This is a genomic window from Stenotrophomonas sp. pho (genome assembly GCF_006228405.1).
Classification (GTDB): domain Bacteria; phylum Pseudomonadota; class Gammaproteobacteria; order Xanthomonadales; family Xanthomonadaceae; genus Stenotrophomonas; species Stenotrophomonas sepilia.
This window is the reverse complement of sequence record NZ_CP029759.1, coordinates 771,451-788,385: the sequence shown is the minus strand read 5'-3', so window position 1 is coordinate 788,385 and position 16,935 is coordinate 771,451. Positions and strand designations below refer to the sequence as shown.

The 16,935-nt window shown below is 67.8% G+C and carries 14 protein-coding genes and 3 pseudogenes; 12 read left to right on the top strand and 5 right to left on the bottom strand.

The features are described from left to right. Positions 1-94: 94 nt before the first annotated feature. The 3 genes from DL544_RS03605 to DL544_RS03595 are packed head-to-tail and all read left to right on the top strand — an operon-like array spanning position 95 to position 1,467. Positions 95-679, top strand: a complete 585-nt coding sequence (locus tag DL544_RS03605) for an RNA polymerase sigma factor (RefSeq protein WP_080104281.1) — start codon at positions 95-97, stop codon at positions 677-679. Continuing rightward, positions 676-1,002: a hypothetical protein gene (locus DL544_RS03600; RefSeq protein ID WP_005415380.1), complete on the top strand. Its 327-nt coding sequence runs from the start codon at positions 676-678 to the stop codon at positions 1,000-1,002. Before DL544_RS03605 ends, DL544_RS03600 begins: the two co-directional genes overlap by 4 nt. A 3-nt stretch (positions 1,003-1,005) precedes the next feature. After that, positions 1,006-1,467: a DUF3106 domain-containing protein gene (locus tag DL544_RS03595; protein ID WP_053500492.1), complete on the top strand. Its 462-nt coding sequence runs from the start codon at positions 1,006-1,008 to the stop codon at positions 1,465-1,467. A gap of 62 nt (positions 1,468-1,529) precedes the next feature. On the opposite strand, the pseudogene DL544_RS03590 reads toward DL544_RS03595, so the two are convergent. After that, positions 1,530-2,608 (bottom strand): annotated as a pseudogene (locus tag DL544_RS03590) (NAD(P) transhydrogenase subunit alpha). A 51-nt stretch (positions 2,609-2,659) separates the two neighbouring features. Then, positions 2,660-4,981 carry a DUF1631 domain-containing protein gene (locus DL544_RS03585; RefSeq protein ID WP_032953949.1) on the bottom strand — a complete coding sequence of 774 codons (2,322 nt, stop codon included), beginning with the start codon at positions 4,979-4,981 and terminating at the stop codon, positions 2,660-2,662. 331 nt (positions 4,982-5,312) lie between these two features. On the opposite strand from DL544_RS03585, the gene DL544_RS03580 reads away from it, so the two are divergent. From DL544_RS03580 to DL544_RS03565, 4 genes are read left to right on the top strand one after another with little or no spacing between them, the layout of a single operon-like run. After that, positions 5,313-5,894 (top strand): nitroreductase family protein, encoded by a 582-nt coding sequence (locus DL544_RS03580; protein WP_049414519.1) that lies wholly within the window; start codon positions 5,313-5,315, stop codon positions 5,892-5,894. After that, positions 5,891-6,826 (top strand): 5'-3' exonuclease, encoded by a 936-nt coding sequence (locus DL544_RS03575; RefSeq protein ID WP_065179593.1) that lies wholly within the window; start codon positions 5,891-5,893, stop codon positions 6,824-6,826. The genes DL544_RS03580 and DL544_RS03575 overlap by 4 nt, the downstream gene beginning before the upstream one ends. Further along, positions 6,823-7,377: an NUDIX hydrolase gene (locus DL544_RS03570; protein WP_065179592.1), complete on the top strand. Its 555-nt coding sequence runs from the start codon at positions 6,823-6,825 to the stop codon at positions 7,375-7,377. The genes DL544_RS03575 and DL544_RS03570 overlap by 4 nt, the downstream gene beginning before the upstream one ends. After that, positions 7,370-8,167: an N-formylglutamate amidohydrolase gene (locus DL544_RS03565; protein WP_139726755.1), complete on the top strand. Its 798-nt coding sequence runs from the start codon at positions 7,370-7,372 to the stop codon at positions 8,165-8,167. Before DL544_RS03570 ends, DL544_RS03565 begins: the two co-directional genes overlap by 8 nt. Positions 8,168-8,240: 73 nt before the next feature. On the opposite strand, the gene DL544_RS03560 is transcribed toward DL544_RS03565, so the two are convergent. Beyond that, entirely contained in the window at positions 8,241-9,653 is a 1,413-nt protein-coding gene (locus DL544_RS03560; protein ID WP_065179590.1) for an MFS transporter, read from the bottom strand. A 105-nt stretch (positions 9,654-9,758) separates the two neighbouring features. Here DL544_RS03560 and DL544_RS03555 point away from each other — a divergent pair. Further along, a pseudogene (locus DL544_RS03555) lies at positions 9,759-10,642 on the top strand (LysR family transcriptional regulator). Between the two features lie 90 nt (positions 10,643-10,732). Here the strand turns inward: DL544_RS03555 and pip are convergent. Together pip and prmC are read right to left on the bottom strand one after the other, a co-directional pair. After that, positions 10,733-11,674, bottom strand: a complete 942-nt coding sequence (pip, locus tag DL544_RS03550; RefSeq protein WP_019661138.1) for a prolyl aminopeptidase — start codon at positions 11,672-11,674, stop codon at positions 10,733-10,735. Between the two features lie 48 nt (positions 11,675-11,722). Then, positions 11,723-12,580: a peptide chain release factor N(5)-glutamine methyltransferase gene (gene prmC, locus DL544_RS03545; RefSeq protein ID WP_065196909.1), complete on the bottom strand. Its 858-nt coding sequence runs from the start codon at positions 12,578-12,580 to the stop codon at positions 11,723-11,725. Between the two features lie 355 nt (positions 12,581-12,935). Between prmC and ahpC the strand changes: the two genes are divergently transcribed. The 4 genes and pseudogenes from ahpC to rnk all read left to right on the top strand — a co-directional run bounded on the left by ahpC (position 12,936) and on the right by rnk (position 16,892). Further along, a complete protein-coding gene (ahpC, locus tag DL544_RS03540) occupies positions 12,936-13,499 on the top strand; it encodes an alkyl hydroperoxide reductase subunit C (protein WP_005415368.1) in 564 nt (187 codons plus the stop codon). A 225-nt stretch (positions 13,500-13,724) separates the two neighbouring features. Then, positions 13,725-15,317: an alkyl hydroperoxide reductase subunit F gene (gene ahpF, locus DL544_RS03535; protein WP_005415367.1), complete on the top strand. Its 1,593-nt coding sequence runs from the start codon at positions 13,725-13,727 to the stop codon at positions 15,315-15,317. Positions 15,318-15,402: 85 nt separating this feature from the next. After that, on the top strand, positions 15,403-16,365 hold the full coding sequence (locus tag DL544_RS03530; protein WP_049414506.1) for a LysR substrate-binding domain-containing protein: 963 nt from the start codon (positions 15,403-15,405) through the stop codon (positions 16,363-16,365). 123 nt (positions 16,366-16,488) lie between these two features. Beyond that, positions 16,489-16,892: pseudogene (gene rnk, locus DL544_RS03525) on the top strand (nucleoside diphosphate kinase regulator). Positions 16,893-16,935: the final 43 nt, after the last annotated feature.

The following is a 16,935-nucleotide window of genomic DNA, read 5'->3' as shown; positions in this document are numbered from 1 at the left end:
AACGCTCCCGCTCTGTCTTCGTCGGCCCATCATAACCACGGGCTGAACCCGGCGCGCACCCGGCGTCAACCGCGGTGACGCTCACGCGTTGTCGATGGTGACCCCGAGCGAGGAACCGTACCCTGTGCTGGTGAGCAGCCCCGTCCCCCCGAGCGCCGACACCGATGCCCTGCCAGCATCGCTGGAGGCGTTCCTGGCCAGCGTCGGCCCGCGCGCGTTCCGTTTCGCCGAGGCCGGCCTGCGCCAGCGCGAAGACGCCATGGACGCGGTTCAGGACGCGCTGATGCGCATGCTGGACTACGCCGACAAGCCGGCAGCCGAATGGGCGCCCCTGTTCTGGAGCATCCTGCGCCGCCGCGTGATCGACCTGCAGCGCCGGCGCCGTTTCCGCCTGCCGTTCTGGCGCGACAACCAGGACGCCGACGGAGGCGGGATCGACTGGGCCGACCCCGGCCCGGACCCGGCGCAGGCGCACGAACAGCGCCAGCAGTACCAGCAACTGGTGCAGGCCCTGCGTACCCTGCCCGCACGCCAGCGCGAGGCCTTCACCCTGCGGGTGCTGCAGGACCTGGACGGAGCCACCACTGCCCGCGCCATGGGCTGCAGCGAAGGCGCGGTAAAAACCCATCTGGCACGCGCCCGCCAGGCGCTGCAGGACTACCTGGAGACCCACCCGTGAACCGCTCCCTGCCCTCCGATGACATGCTGCGCAACCTGCACGCGCAGTCGCTGCAGGCGCTGTCGCCGGCCACGCTGGCACAGTTGCGCCAGGCCCGCCACGGCGCCAGCGCGGCTCGTCACGGGCGCTGGCGCTGGTGGCTGGCCAGCGCCTGTTCTCTGGTGGTGGCGCTGGGGATCGGCCTGCAGTTCAGCGGCCACAGCCCCCTGTCGCCCGCCGTGCCGGCACCGGTGCTGGCCTCGATGGAAGACAACAGCGTGCTGTACGACGAAAATCCCGATCTGTACCTGTGGCTGGGCGATACCGACCTGGCGATGGAGTGAACCATGTCCCGACTGCATACCCTGCCGCTGCTGTTGACCCTGTTGCTGCTGCCGGCCTTCCCGGTATTGGCGCAGAACGCCGCGCCCGCCCCTGCCGCACGCCCCGCGCCAGCCCCACCGCTGCCGGCCTGGGAACAGTTGAGTGAAGCGCAGCGGGAATCCTTGCTGGCGCCGCTGCGCGACCGCTGGAACAGCGCCGATGCCGGCCAGCGCCAGCGGATGCTCTCGCATGGCCAGCGCTGGCAATCGATGAGCCCGGAGGAACGCGACAAGGCCCGCCGCGGCCTGCGCCGCTTCGAGCACATGAGCCCGGAACAGCGTGAGCAGGCCCGGGCCCTGTTCGGTCAGATGCGGGATCTGCCACCCGCGCAGCGCGACGCACTGCGCGAGCGCTGGTCGCAGATGACGCCGGAGCAACGCAAGGACTGGGTGCGGGAGAACCCGCCGCCGGCGAAGCCACGGTAAGCCTTCGGGATACCAGGGTCAGATCCCTTTGCCAGAGGCAAAGGGATCTGACCCCGTATCACTCACGCCTGCCAGCGCGTCTTCGCCAGCAGTTCGTCGTCCCAATCGAAACCGAGCTGCCCGTCGCGCACGAACAGCGCAACGAAGTTGAGCAGGTTCCGTGCATACATCTCGCTGGCCTGGGTCGCGCCGCGGCTGGCCAGGCCCAGCGGACCGTCGATGGTCACGCCCTGGTGTTCGATGCACTGCCCCGGCAGGGTCAGTGCGCAGTTGCCGCCACTTTCCGCCGCCAGATCAACAATGACGCTGCCGGTGGCCATGCCTTCCACCATCGCGGCGGTCACGATGGTCGGTGCCGGGCGGCCCGGTACCGCAGCCGTGCAGATCACCACGTCCACACTGCGCAGGTGGTCGGCCAGGCGGCGCTGCTGCTCGGCACGCTCTTCATCGGTCAACGCGCGCGCGTAACCGCCCTCGCCCGCCGCGCTCACCCCGAGGTCGAGGAAGCGCGCGCCCAGCGACTGGATCTGCTCGCGGGTTTCCGGGCGCACGTCGAAGCCTTCCACCTGCGCACCAAGACGCCGGGCAGTGGCAATGGCCTGCAGGCCCGCCACGCCGGCACCGATCACCAGCACCTTGGCCGGCCGCACGGTGCCGGCCGCAGTGGTCAGCATCGGGAAGAAGCGCGGCGCGCGTTCGGCGGCGATCAGCGCCGCCTTGTAGCCGGCCATGCCGGCCTGCGAACTGAGTACATCCATCGCCTGCGCACGGGTGGTGCGCGGCAGCTGCTGCAGCGGGAACAGCTGCAGGCGACCATCGGCCGCCAGCGCGGCCAGCGCCGGATCGCTGGCCGGGGCCAGCAGGCCGACCACGCTGGCGCCGGGCTTGAGCTGTTCCAGCACCGCCGCAGGGGGGCCTGCACGCACAGCAGGATATCGATCTCGGCCCAGCGGCCCGCGTCGAAGACGCGTGCACCGGCGTCGTCATAGGCGGCGTCGGTGAAACCAGCGGCCAAACCCGCGCCCGCCTCATACCAGACGGCAATGCCCAAGGCCCCGAGCCTGCGCGCGGTCTCCGGCGTCAGTGCCACGCGCCGTTCGCCCGGCGCGGTCTCCTTGATCCCCAGCAACGCCACGGCCATGCAGGTCCCCGCTGATCGGTGAGTTTCCCGATCCTAGCAGGCAGCACCCGCTCAGTGCAGCGTGGCGCTGCCCGGGTCGAGGCGATCGATCACGCCCTGCATGGCGCTGTCGAAGGCGCCATCATCAACGTGGGCACGCAGGCGGCCCAGCCGCATCATCACCGCCAGCTCTTCCGGCGAGGCCACGCAGAAGCGCACGCCGCGACGGTTGACGAACAGCAGGCGCGAGGAAATCGGGCTGACCCAGGACAGCTTGCCCGCCTGCACCTTGCCATCCTTGTCGACGAAGTCCAGCCAGTTGCCGATTTCCATGCGGCGGAAGCGGTCGGCATCGGCGTTGTCGAAATCGTCGGCGTCAATCTGCCCGCCAAGCTCAACCGCCGGCGATTCAGCCACTGGCGGCGCCGGCAAGGCAACCTGCGGCAGCTCCGGCAGCGCACGCTGCAGTTCCGGCCGCGATTCAGCGATGCCCTGCAGGGTGTCATGCAGGGCATCGATGGCGGCGGTTGCCGCATCGCCGTGCACGCCGACGCTGGCAAACACCTTGGCCAGCACCGGCTGCCAGGCCTGCAGCCACGGCTTGCCGACGATCTGGCGGCGGGCCTCGGCCACTTCCTCCAGCAGGCCGTCGCCCAGGCTCAATGCCTCGGCCACCGAGGCGCCTTCTTCGCCCTCGCGCAGCAGCGCCAAGGTGAGATGATGCTGCCACGGCTGGCGCAGGAATTCGGCAATGGCCGGCGGCAGCGTGGCGTCACCGATGCGGCGGTCCAGTTCCGCACCGGCCCGGCTGCGGGCCATTTCCAGCTTTTCCTGGCCGCGCTGCGTTTCTGCGGCACGGCGCTCGGCGATTTCCACGCGGCGGCGATGCTGCACCAGGAACTCGCGGAATTCCTCTTCCAGGGTCAGGAAGATCGCCAGGTTCTCGTTGAACTCGGCCACCAGGCGCTCGATGATCTCTTCGACCTTGGCCATCAGCATGCGCTCGGCCTGGCTCTCGCCGGTGTTGCCCTCGCAGGCCTCGGCCAGCGAGTTGAGCAGCTTGCGCGCCGGGTGGGTCTTCTGCACGAACATGCGGCGGTCGAGCATGGCGACCTTGACGAAAGGCACCACCAGGCGGCCGATCAGTTCGCGCGAGCGGCCTTCCAGTTCACGCTCGTCCAGCATCACGTCGAACAGCATGCCGACCAGGTCGATGGCATCCTCATCCTGCGGGTCCAGCCGGGTCTGGCCCGGATCGACGCCAAGCTGGGTGGCGCTGGACAGCACTTCGCTCTTCAGGCGCTGCGCCAGCGATTCGCCGTCCTCGCCGATGGCCGCGCGCAGGGTGGCGCTGGGCGTGGCCTGCAGCAGCGACAGCACCGACATCATTTCGCGCTGGCTGAGCGGGCGCTGCTGGCCAACCGCCACCTGTGCCGCAGACGTGGCGTCCTCACGCACATGGCGGGTCTGCTGCAGCAGTTCGTGCAGCGCTTCCAGCAGCATGCCCTGCTGGCCAGCGTAGGCCTCGCCGGTGGCGCCGTCATCGCCGCCCAGGTGCTGCTGCATATGCCCGCGGCGCTCGGACCAGCGGGCAGCAAAGCGCTGCGCCCAGGCCGGTGCGGCCTGCTCGTCATCGCTGAACCCCGGATCGACGCCCGCGCCGTGGCGATGCTCGACCAGGTCATCCAGCATCCCGGCCATGCGCGGATCCGGTGCCGGCGGTTGTGGGCGCTGCGGAGCCCCCATCTGCGACATCACGCCGGCTGCGGCCAGCTGCTCGTCCAGCTTCTCGTAGATGCGACCGACCGGTGCACGCAGGTCGCGCTCGCACAGCTTGATCAGCACCAGATGCACTTCCGGGGCCAGTTCACAGCCGGCAAAGGCTTCGTGGATGGCCACGCCCAGGTGTTCGGGGCTGATCGGATTGTGGTCCGCGTCCAGTTCCGCGCCGCCGATCAACCGGCCCAGGCGGCGATCCAGCCGCGCCAGCACCGGCTTGAAGTCACGCAGCAATACAGTGGCGAAATTGCGCACCGCCAACCGTGATTCCAGCACATGCTCGGCCAGCAGGCTGAGCCCATCCTCGGCCGGCCCGGACAGGGTCGCCTCGGCTGACAGCGGCTCACCAGCCTCCAATGCGGCCCAGGCCTGCTGCAGGTGGCCGGCGAAAGCGGCCGCGATGTCCTCACGGCGCCGGCGCAGTTCGCGCATCGCGTCCAGGAACAGCAACTGCGACGAGCCGGCATTGCCGGCGCGGTCGAACAGGGCATCGTCGAAACGCGCCAGTGCCGCCCCGAAGGCCTGGCACAACGCGGGCAGGACCATGTCCCGGGCACGCTGGAGCTGGGCCGGGTCACGGCCCGGCGATCCCATCGGTGTGGGCACGCTCATCATTCGGGAAGGCTCCCCACCTTCTCTGGTACGACAGACAGCATGGACATCGCGGCTTCCGGCACACCCCATGTACCGGAACGTCGATGGTAGGCCGGCCAGCCCGTCACGGACAGTGAAACAGTCCTCACTTCAAACCTCATGACCGGCGGCCCGGCAAGACAGATATCGTAAGCCGTGCAAGGCCCACGAGGCGAGGGGAAGCGGCTGTCCGTTTCCCGCCAGTGGCATGATGTTCATCACAGTTTGGTATTCAGGGGCCGGACGCGACACAGACGGCGTCATTGACCACCCCGACTATAATCAAACGCCCGTGATGACCGGTTCAGCCTCCATGCCCGATCCTGCCGCCCTGCTCGCCCTGGATGCCCGCCGCTCGGTGCCCTCGCGGCAACTGGGCGAGCCCGGGCCGGACCCGGCCACCCTGCAGCGGATGCTGGCCTCAGCGGTGCGCGTGCCCGACCACGGCAAGCGCGTGCCGTTCCGCTTCCTGAAAATCGCAGGCGATGCACGTCACACTCTGGGCGACTTCCTGGCTGAACGCAGCCGCCAGCGCGACCCACATGCGGGCGAGGCCGTGTTCGAGAAGGACCGCCAGCGTTTCAGCCACGCACCGCTGGTGATCGTGGTGGTGGCCAGCCCGCGGCCGGACCCGAAGGTGCCCGAACAGGAACAGCTGATGACCGCCGGCTGCGTCTGTTTCGCCCTGCTGCAGGCCGCGCAGGCGCTGGGTTTCGGCGCGCAGTGGCTGACCGCCTGGATGGCCTTCGATCCGGCTGTTCAGGCCCACCTGGGCCTGGTCGACGGCGAACGCATCGCCGGCTTCATCCACATCGGTACGCCCAAGGCCGACGTACCCGAGCGCGAGCGCCCCGACCCGGCGACCCTGCTGCGCGACTGGACGCCCCCGGCATGACCCTGCCGGCTGCCCCGCCGTCGCTGTACCTGGTTGATGCCAGCATCTACGTGTTCCGTGCCTGGCATTCACTGCCAGACCAGTTCCAGGACGCACAGGGCTGGCCCACCAATGCGGTGCACGGCTTCGCCCGCTTCCTGCTGGACCTGCTCGAGCGCGAGCGCCCGCGGCACATCGCCATCGCCTTCGATGAAGCGCTTGACAGTGGTTTCCGCCACCAGCTGTATCCGGCCTACAAGGCCAACCGCGAGCCAGCACCGGAAGCGCTCAAGCGCCAGTTCGTGCACTGCAAGGCGCTATGCGCGGCGCTGGGCCTTGCCGTCCTGGCCCACCACGAATACGAGGCCGACGACCTGATCGGCAGCGCCCTGCACGTACACCGGAGCAGCCATCGCGGGGTGATCATCTCCGCCGACAAGGACCTGTCGCAGCTGCTGGTCGACCATGACGAGCAGTGGGACTACGCCCGCAACCAGCGCTGGAACGTGGCCGGGGTGAAGGCGCGGCACGGCGTGCACGCGCACCAGATCGCCGACTACCTGGCGCTGTGTGGCGATGCGGTGGACAACATTCCCGGTGTCAGTGGCGTCGGCAGCAAATCGGCCGCCGTGCTGCTGGCCCATTTCGGCAGCATGGATGCGCTGTTCGAACGACTGGACGAAGTGCCGTTCCTGCGCCTGCGTGGCGCTGCACAGATGGCAGTGCGGCTGCGCGAGCAGCGCGAGCACGCCCAGCTCTGGCGCCAGCTGACCACCATCGCGCTGGATGCGCCGTTGGAGGGCAGCCAGCCCGGACTGCTGCGCCAATCGGCCGATCCAGAGCTGCTCGGTGGCCTGTGCCAGACCCTGCGCTTCGGCCCGATGACCCGCCGCCGGCTGTTCGACGCCGCCGGCGTGGCCGATCCTCTTCCCTCCCACAGCGAGCCCGCATGAGCAAGCGCAATACCGAAGCCCCGCGCGTCGTCTACGAAGGCAAGTACCAGCGCATGTTGGTGCGCGGCACCTGGGAATACAGCGAACGTACCCATGCCGGTGGCCTGGCGGCGATCATCATCGCCGTCACCCCGGAGGACAAGGTGCTGTTCGTCGAGCAGTTCCGCGTGCCGCTGCAGGCACCCACCATCGAGATGCCGGCCGGCCTGGTCGGCGACATCCACGCCGGCGAATCGATCGAAGTCTCGGCCGTGCGCGAACTGGAAGAAGAAACAGGTTGGACCGCCGATCACGCCGAAGTGCTGATGATCGGCCCGACGTCTTCCGGCGCCAGCAGCGAGAAGATCGCCTTCGTGCGCGCCACCGGCCTGCGCCGCATCGGCGAAGGGGGCGGTGATGACAGCGAGGACATCACCGTGCACGAGATTCCACGCAGCGAGGCTGCGGCCTGGCTGGTGCAGAAGATGGGCGAAGGCTACGAGCTGGACGCCAAGCTCTGGGCCGGGCTGTGGATGATCGAGCACCACCTGGACGGACGCCCACGTGGCTGACGCGGACCTGCACAGGCTGCCTGCGTTGCTCGGCGCCGACGACCCGGCGATCTACACGATCCACCGGGCGCAGGGCGTCTCGCCCTACCTCCTGCTGGCCGACCACGCCGGCCAGCAGGTGCCGCGTGCGTTGACCGGGCTCGGCCTGCCCCAGGCCGAGCTGGACCGCCACATCGGCTGGGACATCGGCATCGCCGGCACCACCCGTGCACTGGCCGAACGGCTCGATGCCTGGGCGATCGAACAGACGTACTCGCGGCTGCTGATCGACTGCAACCGCCCACTGGCCTCACCGACGCTGATTCCGGAGGTGAGCGACCACACCGTGGTGCCGGGCAATGCCGGGCTGTCGGCGGCGCAGCGACAGCAGCGCATCGATGCGATCCACGCGCCGTACCATACACGCATCGAGACCGAGCTTGATGCGCGCCGTGATGCCGGCCAGCCCACCCTGCTGGTGATGATGCACAGCTTCACCCCCGTGATGAACGGCACGCAGCGGCCCTGGCACGCCGGCGTGCTGTACCACCAGGACATGCGTTTTGCCCATGCTCTGCTGCGGGCATTGCGCGACGAAGGCGACCTGGTGGTGGGGGACAACGAACCGTATTCGGTCAGCAGCACCAGCGACTACGCGGTGCCGGTGCATGGCGAAGGCCGTGGGCTGGTGCACGTGGAACTGGAGATCCGCCAGGACCTCATTGCCGATATGGCAGGGAAGCAGGCGTGGGCCGAGCGGTTGGCGCGGATCTTCAGCGCGCTGCAACCGGAGTTGCTGGCGCTGGGTTGAACGCGCGTGCATCCATGCCGAACCGGTAGTGCCGGCCGCTGGCCGGCACATCCACCCACGGCAGCGCCTTCAATCATGCCTCGTTGGCCGGGCAGACGGTGGCGGCCGATTCGGCCGGCGCCGGGCGCAGGCCCAGCGCGATCACCACGCCGAACAGTGAAAACAAGGCGGCACCGTATTCGGCGCGCACCAGCCCGGCCAGTGCACTCGGCGAACCGGCTGTACCGGCATCGGCATTGGCCACCATCACCAGCACGGCCAGGCCCAGCGCACCACCGATCTGCTGCGCGGTCGCCGCCATGCCAGATGCAACACCCTGCTGTGCGGACGGCACGCCCTGCCCGGCCACGATCCACATCGAGGTCCAGGTCATGCCCTGGCCGATGCTCAGCACTACCACGCCCGGCAGCAGCGGCCAGAAGTTCGCGCCGTGCGGCAGCGTCGCGGCCACCCAGGCGATACCGATGGCGCCGGCCAGCTGCCCGATCACCAGCACCTTGCGCGCGCTCCAGCGCTGCAGCGTCCACTCGGCCAGCTGGATGCCGACCGTGCACACCGCAGTGGCGGGCAGGAACGCCAGGCCGGCCTGCAGCGGGCTCCAGCCGTAGCCGTCCTGGAAGTACAGCGCCATGAAGTAGTACTGCACCCCATAGCTGCTCATGAAGGCGAAGGTCAGGCCCAGTGCCGCGCGCAGTCCGGGCAGCCGCAGCAACGCGAATTGCATCAGCGGATCGCGGCTGCGCTGTTCGATCTGCACGAACGCCACCAGCAGCAGCACCGACAGCAGCAGGCAGCCCAGCGTGGCCGGCGCAGTCCAGCCCCACTCCGGCCCTTGCACGAGGGTAGTGACCAGCAGGCTGCCGCCGGCAGTGACGGTGATGCAGCCGGCCAGATCGAACGAGCGGCCCCGCGCACGCGGGCCATCGGCCGGCAACCACGCACCCGCAGCCACCGCGCAGGTGGTGGCCAGTGGCACGATCACCGCCAGCACCGCCGGCCAGCCGAACGCCTGGGTCAGCACGCCGCCGAGCAGCGTGCCCAGCGCCAGGCCCACCGCGCTGGCCATGCTCCAGATCGCAAGTGCACGGTTGCGCACCGGACCTTCCGCATACAACGTGTTGATCAGCGCCAGCGTGGCCGGGAACAGCAATGCCGCGCCGATGCCCTGCGCCGCACGCGCGATGATCAGCAGGGTGGCGTTCGGCGCCAGCGCGCCGAGCAGCGACGCCAGTGCGAACAGCAGCATGCCCAGCCGGTAGAAGCGGCGACGGCCGATCAGGTCGGCGGCACGGCCCCCCAGCAGCAGGCTGCCGCCAAAGGCCACGGTGTAGGCACTGACCACCCATTGCAGCTGCTGTGCGTTGATCTCCAGCGCGCGCCCCATGTCATGCAGGGCGACGAAGATGATGGTGGCGTCCAGGGCGATGATCAGCTGGGCGGTGGCCAGCAGGGCCAGCGCCCAGCGCGGGTACTTGAGGGGAGGCATCGACGCTCCGGTGCTGTGGGGGAGCGCAGTCTCATTGATGCAGCGCTCTCAATAAACCCCTTTCCGTCCATATCTGTCATGATTTTCAGCATGAATGGAACCTCGATGGACCTCAATGCCGTGCGCATGCTGGTGCAGGTGGCCGAAGCACGCAGTTTCACCGCCGCCGCCGGGCAACTGGGCCTGAGCCAGTCAGGCCTGTCGCGCGCGATCAGTCGGCTGGAGGCCACGCTGGGGTGAAGCTGCTGCAGCGAAACACCCGCAACGTGGCACTGACCCCGGATGGTCGCCAGTTCGTCGATCAGGTCGCGCCCCTGCTGTGCGGCCTCGAGGATGCCGAACGCCAGTTGGCCGACCGTCCGTGCACGCCCTCGGGCACCCTGAAGATCAGTGCGCCCTCGATGTTCGGGCGCAAGGTGCTGGTACCGCTGCTGGGGCCGATGCTGCAGCAGCACCCACAACTGCAGGTGGAAGCCGTGCTCAACGACCGCCTGGTCGATCTGGTCGAGGAAGGCTTCGATGCCGCGCTGCGCACCGGCGTCATCGCCGACCAGCGCATCGTCGCGCGGCCACTGCGGCCGCTGCGCTGGGTGACGGTGGCCAGCCCGGACTACCTCGACCGCTGTGGCGCGCCCGACGATGTGGCCGCCTTGCGGGATCATGCCTGCCTGGCGGTGCGCAACCTGCGCAGTGGCCGGCTGGTGGACTGGCAGTTCCTGCAGGACGGCCAGCTTCATGATTTCACGCCACCGGCGCGGATGGTGTTCGACAGCGGCGATCCGCTGGTGGAAGCGGCGATCGCCGGCATCGGCATCGTGCAGGTGATGGATTTCGCGGTGGCCGACGCCTTGGCCGATGGCCGCCTGCAGCGCGTGCTGCAGCCGTTTGAGGGCCGCAGCCGCGCGCTGTCACTGATCTACCCGCCGTCGCGCCAGCATTCGCCGAAACTGCAGGTACTGGCCGACGCGTTGCTGGCTGGGGACTGGTAGATCCACGCCATGCGTGGATGAGGCCGGTAGCGCCGGGCGATGCCCGGCGCGAATGGTGAAGCGTTGCCGGCCAGCGACCGGCACTACCGATCAGGCGAAGCTATCGGTGGCGCGCACCAGCGCGTCCACGTTCTCGGCCTCGAACGCCGAATGGCCCGAGGCCGGGGTGATTTCCAGCTTCGCCTTCGGCCACACCTTGGTCAGGTCCCAGGCGTTGGCCAGCGGGCAGACCACGTCGTAGCGGCCGTGCACGATCACGCCCGGAATGTCGGCGATGCGGTGTGCATCGCGCAGCAGCTGGTCTTCCACCTCGAAGAAGCCGCCGTTGACGAAGTAGTGGTTCTCGATGCGGGCAAACGCCAGCGCGAAATGCGGGTCTTCGTGGCTGTTGATGAAGTCATCATCGACGTGCAGGAAGCTGGTCGCGCCTTCCCACACCGCCCACGCCTTGGCCGCTTCCAGGCGGGTGGTCTCGTCTTCGCTGGTCAGGCGGCGGTGGAAGGCCGAGATAAGGTCATGACGCTCCACCAGCGGAATCGGCTTGAGGTAGTGCTCCCACGCATCCGGGAACAGGCGGTTGGCGCCTTCCTGGTAGAACCATTCCAGCTCCCAGCGACGCAGCATGAAGATGCCGCGCAGGACCAGTTCGGTCACGCGCTGCGGATGGGTCTCGGCATAGGCCAGCGCCAGGGTCGAGCCCCAGCTGCCACCGAACACCTGCCAGCGATCGACCTTCAGGTGCTCGCGCAGCTTCTCGATATCGGCGACGAGGTCCCAGGTGGTGTTGTCCACCAGGTCCGCGTGCGGGGTGGAACGGCCGGCACCGCGCTGATCGAACAGGATGATGCGGTACTTGGACGGATCGTGGAACTGGCGCATCTTGTCGCTGCAGCCGCCACCCGGGCCACCATGCAGCATCACCACCGGCTTGCCTTCCGGGTTGCCGCACTGTTCGAAGTACAGCGTGTGGCGGTCGTCGACCTTCAGGGTGCCGACGTCGTAGGGGGTGATGGCGGGGTACAGCGTACGCATGCTTGCAGCTCCAGGGTGATGCCCTGCCGGGGCAGGAGAACTGCCATTCTAGGCCGGACGCCGGCCCAGGGTGATGCGGTCGCGCTGCTCCAGGTCCTGCACGGTCTGCACCTCGGCAAATCCCGTCGCCTCGAACAGTGCCCGGATCGCCGCGCCCTGGTCCCAACCGTGCTCGATCAGCAACCAACCGCCGGGCCGCAGGTGGGCCTGGCCACCATCGACGATGCGGCGGATGTCATCCAGGCCGTCCATGCCCGAGGCCAGCGCGGTAGACGGTTCAAAGCGCAGGTCGCCCTGTTCCAGGTGCGGGTCGTTGCTGGCGATGTACGGCGGATTGCTGGCGATCAGGTCGAAGCGCACGCCCTGCAGCGGCGCATACCAGTCGTGCCCGCCCTCGGCGAAACGGACGTTGTCCAGTTCATGGCGGGCCGCATTGCGCGCGGCCACGGCCAGCGCGCCCGGGCTGGCATCGGTGGCCAGCACCTGTGCCCGGGGCCGTTCGCTGGCCAGTGCCAGTGCGATCGCACCGCTGCCGGTACCGAGGTCGGCCAGCTGCAACGCCTGGTCCGGCGGCAGTCGCTCCAGCGCCAACTCGACCAGCAGCTCGGTTTCCGGGCGCGGGATCAGCGTGGCCGGGTCGACCTCCAGGTCCAGCGTCCAGAAACCGCGGCGCCCGGTCAGGTAGGCAACCGGCTCACCGGCCACACGGCGGGCCAGCAAAGCTTCGAAGGCGGCCTGGTCATTGGCGGCCAGCGGATCGGTGGCATGGGCGAACAGCCAGCTGCGCGGGCGCTCCAGTACATGCAGCAGCAGCAGTTCGGCTTCGTGGCGGGCGTCGACACCGCCCAAGCGGGCACTGGCGTCGGCTACGACCTGACGCAGGGTGGGTTCGGGTTGGAAAGACATGCCTCAATTGTAGGGCCGAGCCGATGCTCGGCTGCTGCTGGAACAGCCGAGCATCGGCTCGGCTCTACAGATCCACCGTCGAGCATGGCTCGACGCTACAAAAAGCTGGAATCCGTTCAGGTTTCGCAAGAGGGTATAAGGAGGGGCTATCAGCCCTCTTCACACGTCCCGGTCGATTTTCCTTGTCACACAAGCAGTTGCAGGATGGGAGCGGCAGGGTTCAGTGCCTGCTCATGGCCATTTGATAGACTCCATCTATCAAATAGATGCAATCAATGGATTGTTCTTATCGCGAGCGAATGGGTAACCTAGCTCCTGTCGATTCACCCACTCCCCTTCACCAAGAGGAAAAATGATGTCCCTCATCAATACCCAGATCCAGCCGTTCGAAGCCAACGCCTACCACAACGGCGAGTTCATCAAGGTTTCCGACGCCAGCCTGAAGGGCCAGTGGTCCGTCCTGATCTTCATGCCGGCCGCCTTCACCTTCAACTGCCCGACCGAGATCGAAGACGCCGCTGACCATTACGCCGAGTTCAAGAAGGCCGGCGCCGAGGTCTACATCGTCACCACCGACACCCACTTCTCGCACAAGGTGTGGCACGAGACCTCGCCGGCCGTCGGCAAGGCCCAGTTCCCGCTGGTCGGCGACCCGACCCACCAGCTGACCCGCGCCTTCGGCGTGCACATTGAAGAAGAAGGCCTGGCCCTGCGCGGCACCTTCATCATCAACCCGGAAGGCGTGATCAAGACCCTGGAGATCCACTCCAACGAGATCGCCCGTGACGTGTCCGAGACCCTGCGCAAGCTCAAGGCTGCCCAGTTCACCGCCGCCAACCCGAACCAGGTCTGCCCGGCCAAGTGGAAGGAAGGCGAGAAGACCCTGACCCCGTCGCTGGACCTGGTCGGCAAGATCTAAAGCAGTACCGGCCTGCCGTGGCCCCACGCCACGGCGCGCCCTTCATCCCCGTGCCGGTCCCCCCGCCGGCGTGGGGGTGAACCCAAGACAGCCAACGCTCGCCCGCCTTGGCCAGCCAGCCCCTTCCACGGTCGCTGTCTTGGGTTCACCCCTACCCCCTGCTGGTCCGCTACCTTCTACAGCGGTGCCACGCCCCCTGTTTGCCTGAAGCCAGGAGATGACCCGATGTTGGACGCCAACCTGCAGTCGCAGCTGAAGACCTATCTGGAGCGCGTGACCCGCCCGATCCAGATCACCGCGCACGCCGACGACGGCGCCAAGTCGCAGGAAATGCTGGAACTGCTGCAGACCCTGGAAAACCTGTCGGACAAGATCACGCTGCAGGTCCTGCGCGATGGCCAGGGCCGCGTGCCGTCCTTCGACCTGGGCACGCCGGGCCAGGACATCCACCTGACCTTCGCCGGCCTGCCGATGGGTCACGAGTTCACCTCGCTGGTGCTGGCCCTGCTGCAGGTCGGCGGCCACCCGTCCAAGGCCACCGCCGAGCTGATCGAGCAGGTGCAGAACCTGGAAGGTGAATACAAGTTCGAAACCTACTTCTCGCTGTCCTGCCAGAACTGCCCGGACGTGGTGCAGGCGCTGAACCTGGCCGCGGTACTCAACCCACGCATCCAGCACGTGGCCATCGATGGTGCGCTGTTCCAGGACGAAGTCGAGAAGCGCGAGATCATGTCGGTGCCGACCGTGTACCTCAACGGTGAAGTGTTCGACCAGGGCCGCATGACCCTGGAGCAGATCGTGGCCAAGCTGGACACCAATGCCAGCAAGCGCGATGCCGAGAAGATCGCCGCCAAGGATGCTTTCGACGTACTGGTGGTCGGTGGTGGCCCGGCTGGCGCCGCAGCGGCGATCTATGCCGCGCGCAAGGGCATCCGTACCGGCATCGCTGCCGAGCGCTTCGGTGGCCAGGTGCTGGACACCATGGCGATCGAGAACTTCATCTCGGTGAAGGAAACCGAAGGGCCGAAGCTGGCCACGGCGCTGGAGCAGCATGTGCGCGAGTACGACGTGGACATCATGAACCTGCAGCGCGCCAGTGCGCTGGTGCCGGCCGGCGAAGACGGCCTGGTGCAGGTGCAGCTGGAGAACGGCGCGGTGCTGAAGTCGCGTTCGGTGATCCTGTCCACCGGCGCGCGCTGGCGGCAGATGAACGTGCCGGGCGAGGACCAGTACCGCAACAAGGGCGTGGCCTACTGCCCGCACTGCGATGGTCCGCTGTTCAAGGGCAAGCGCGTGGCGGTGATCGGCGGCGGCAACTCCGGTGTGGAAGCGGCCATCGACCTAGCCGGCATCGTGTCGCATGTAACCCTGCTGGAGTTCGATTCCAGCCTGCGTGCCGACGAAGTGCTGCAGAAGAAGCTGCGCAGCCTGGGCAACGTCACCGTGCTGACCAGCGCACAGACCACCGAAGTGCTCGGCGACGGCAGCAAGGTCACCGGCCTGGTCTACAAGGACCGCATCGGCGGCGATGCCCACCGCGTCGAGCTGGAAGGCATCTTCGTGCAGATCGGCCTGCTGCCCAACACCGAGTGGCTGAAGGATGTGGTGGCGCTGTCGCCGCGTGGCGAGATCGTCATCGACGATCGCGGCCAGACCAACCTGCCGGGTGTGTTTGCTGCTGGCGATTGCACGACGGTGCCCTACAAGCAGATCATCATCGCCATGGGCGCCGGTTCCACCGCCGCACTGAGCGCGTTCGACCACCTGATCCGCTCGTCGGTGAGCAACAGCAGCGGTGCCGTTGCTGAAGCGGCCTGATCCACCGTTCCCAGATCACCGGGAACATTGTCTGCCTGTCGGGTAACCACGCCGTCAGCCGGTCCGTTACCCCTGGGGTGTAAGGATGAACCTACGTGATCTGAAGTACCTGGTAGCCCTGGCCGACCACAAGCATTTCGGCCGGGCTGCCGCGTCCTGCTTTGTCAGCCAGCCGACGTTGTCCACGCAGATCCGCAAGCTGGAGGAAGAGCTCGGCCTGCCGCTGGTGGAACGCGCACCGCGCAAGGTGATGCTGACCCCGGCCGGCCAGGAAGCGGCCGCACGGGCGCGGGTGATCGTGTCCGAAGTGGAACAGCTGAAGGAAGCGGCGCGACGCAGCCGCGATCCGGAAGCCGGTACGGTGCGCCTGGGGATCTTCCCGACCCTCGGCCCGTACCTGCTGCCGCATGTGATCCCGCGCATCCGCGAGCGCTTCCCGGAGCTGGAACTGCTGCTGGTCGAGGAAAAGAGCGATGTGCTGCTGGACCGCCTGCGCGAAGGCAAGCTCGACGCTGCATTGCTGGCGCTGCCGGTGATCGACGACCAGCTGCATGCCGAGTTCCTGTTCGAGGAACCGTTCCTGCTGGCCGTCTCCGGTCGCCACCCGCTGGCACGTCGCGAGCACCTGGACGTGCAGGAACTGGCCACGCAGAAGCTGCTGCTGCTGGAGGACGGCCATTGCCTGCGCGACCAGGCGCTGGAAGTCTGCCGCCTGTTCGGCGCCAACGAGAAGTCCGAGTTCCGCGCCACCAGCCTGGAAACGCTGCGGCAGATGGTCGCCGCCGACGTCGGCATCACCCTGCTGCCGAGTCTGTCGGTGCAGCCGCCAGTGCCGCGCTCGAACAACATCCGCCTGCTCGACTTCACCGGCGAAGGCCGTCCCAGCCGCCGCATCGCCATGATCTGGCGCCGCAGCTCGGCCATGAACGACTTCCTGATGGACCTGGCCGACCAGTTCAAGCGCCTGCCGCAGGCGCTGTTCACCCTGGAGGCGCTCGATGCCGGCAGCGATGCACCCGCCCTGCCCGGCCCCGCGCTGAACGGCTGAGCCCCCGCAGTACCGGCCTGGAATCGGCAGGAGTCGATTCCGGCCGCATTTGTCCCCACAATACAGACAGGCGGCGCCAGCAGGTGCCGCCTTTTGCATGGCTTTCAACCAAGGAGCTTCACCATGAGTACCGCCAGCGGCCTGCCGCCGTCGATCACCGTTTCCACCTTCGACATGGACCGCCTGGACGCCATGCTCGAATCTCCCGCGCTGAGCCAGACGCCTGCCGCGCTCGCGCTTGCTGAAGAACTCAACCGGGCCACCGTGCTGGCACCGGACCAGATTCCCGAAGGCATCGTCATGATGCATTCGCGCGTGGAGTGCGAAGATGAAGTGTCGGGCGAGAAGCACGTCCTGACCCTGGTCTTCCCCGCGAAGCCAACGTGGATGAAGGCAAGGTTTCCGTGCTGGCCCCGGTCGGCAGTGCCCTGCTCGGCCTTTCGATCGGCCAGAGCATCGACTGGAACGCGCCCGGCGGCCGCAAGTTGCGCCTGCGCGTGACCGCGGTCCACAACGACCGCCCCTGATTACCGCTGCGCACCGCGCGCGATTCGATCCCCCTGCCCCAGG

Bases quoted from the DNA above. Each gene is read 5' to 3' on its own strand.
- DL544_RS03605 (WP_080104281.1), top strand. From the start codon at position 95: ATGGTGACCCCGAGCGAGGAACCGTACCCTGTGCTGGTGAGCAGCCCC.
- DL544_RS03595 (WP_053500492.1), top strand. From the start codon at position 1,006: ATGTCCCGACTGCATACCCTGCCGCTGCTGTTGACCCTGTTGCTGCTG.
- DL544_RS03585 (WP_032953949.1), bottom strand. From the start codon at position 4,981: ATGATGAGCGTGCCCACACCGATGGGATCGCCGGGCCGTGACCCGGCC.
- DL544_RS03580 (WP_049414519.1), top strand. From the start codon at position 5,313: ATGCCCGATCCTGCCGCCCTGCTCGCCCTGGATGCCCGCCGCTCGGTG.
- DL544_RS03575 (WP_065179593.1), top strand. From the start codon at position 5,891: ATGACCCTGCCGGCTGCCCCGCCGTCGCTGTACCTGGTTGATGCCAGC.
- DL544_RS03570 (WP_065179592.1), top strand. From the start codon at position 6,823: ATGAGCAAGCGCAATACCGAAGCCCCGCGCGTCGTCTACGAAGGCAAG.
- DL544_RS03560 (WP_065179590.1), bottom strand. From the start codon at position 9,653: ATGCCTCCCCTCAAGTACCCGCGCTGGGCGCTGGCCCTGCTGGCCACC.
- pip (WP_019661138.1), bottom strand. From the start codon at position 11,674: ATGCGTACGCTGTACCCCGCCATCACCCCCTACGACGTCGGCACCCTG.
- prmC (WP_065196909.1), bottom strand. From the start codon at position 12,580: ATGTCTTTCCAACCCGAACCCACCCTGCGTCAGGTCGTAGCCGACGCC.
- ahpC (WP_005415368.1), top strand. From the start codon at position 12,936: ATGTCCCTCATCAATACCCAGATCCAGCCGTTCGAAGCCAACGCCTAC.
- ahpF (WP_005415367.1), top strand. From the start codon at position 13,725: ATGTTGGACGCCAACCTGCAGTCGCAGCTGAAGACCTATCTGGAGCGC.
- DL544_RS03530 (WP_049414506.1), top strand. From the start codon at position 15,403: ATGAACCTACGTGATCTGAAGTACCTGGTAGCCCTGGCCGACCACAAG.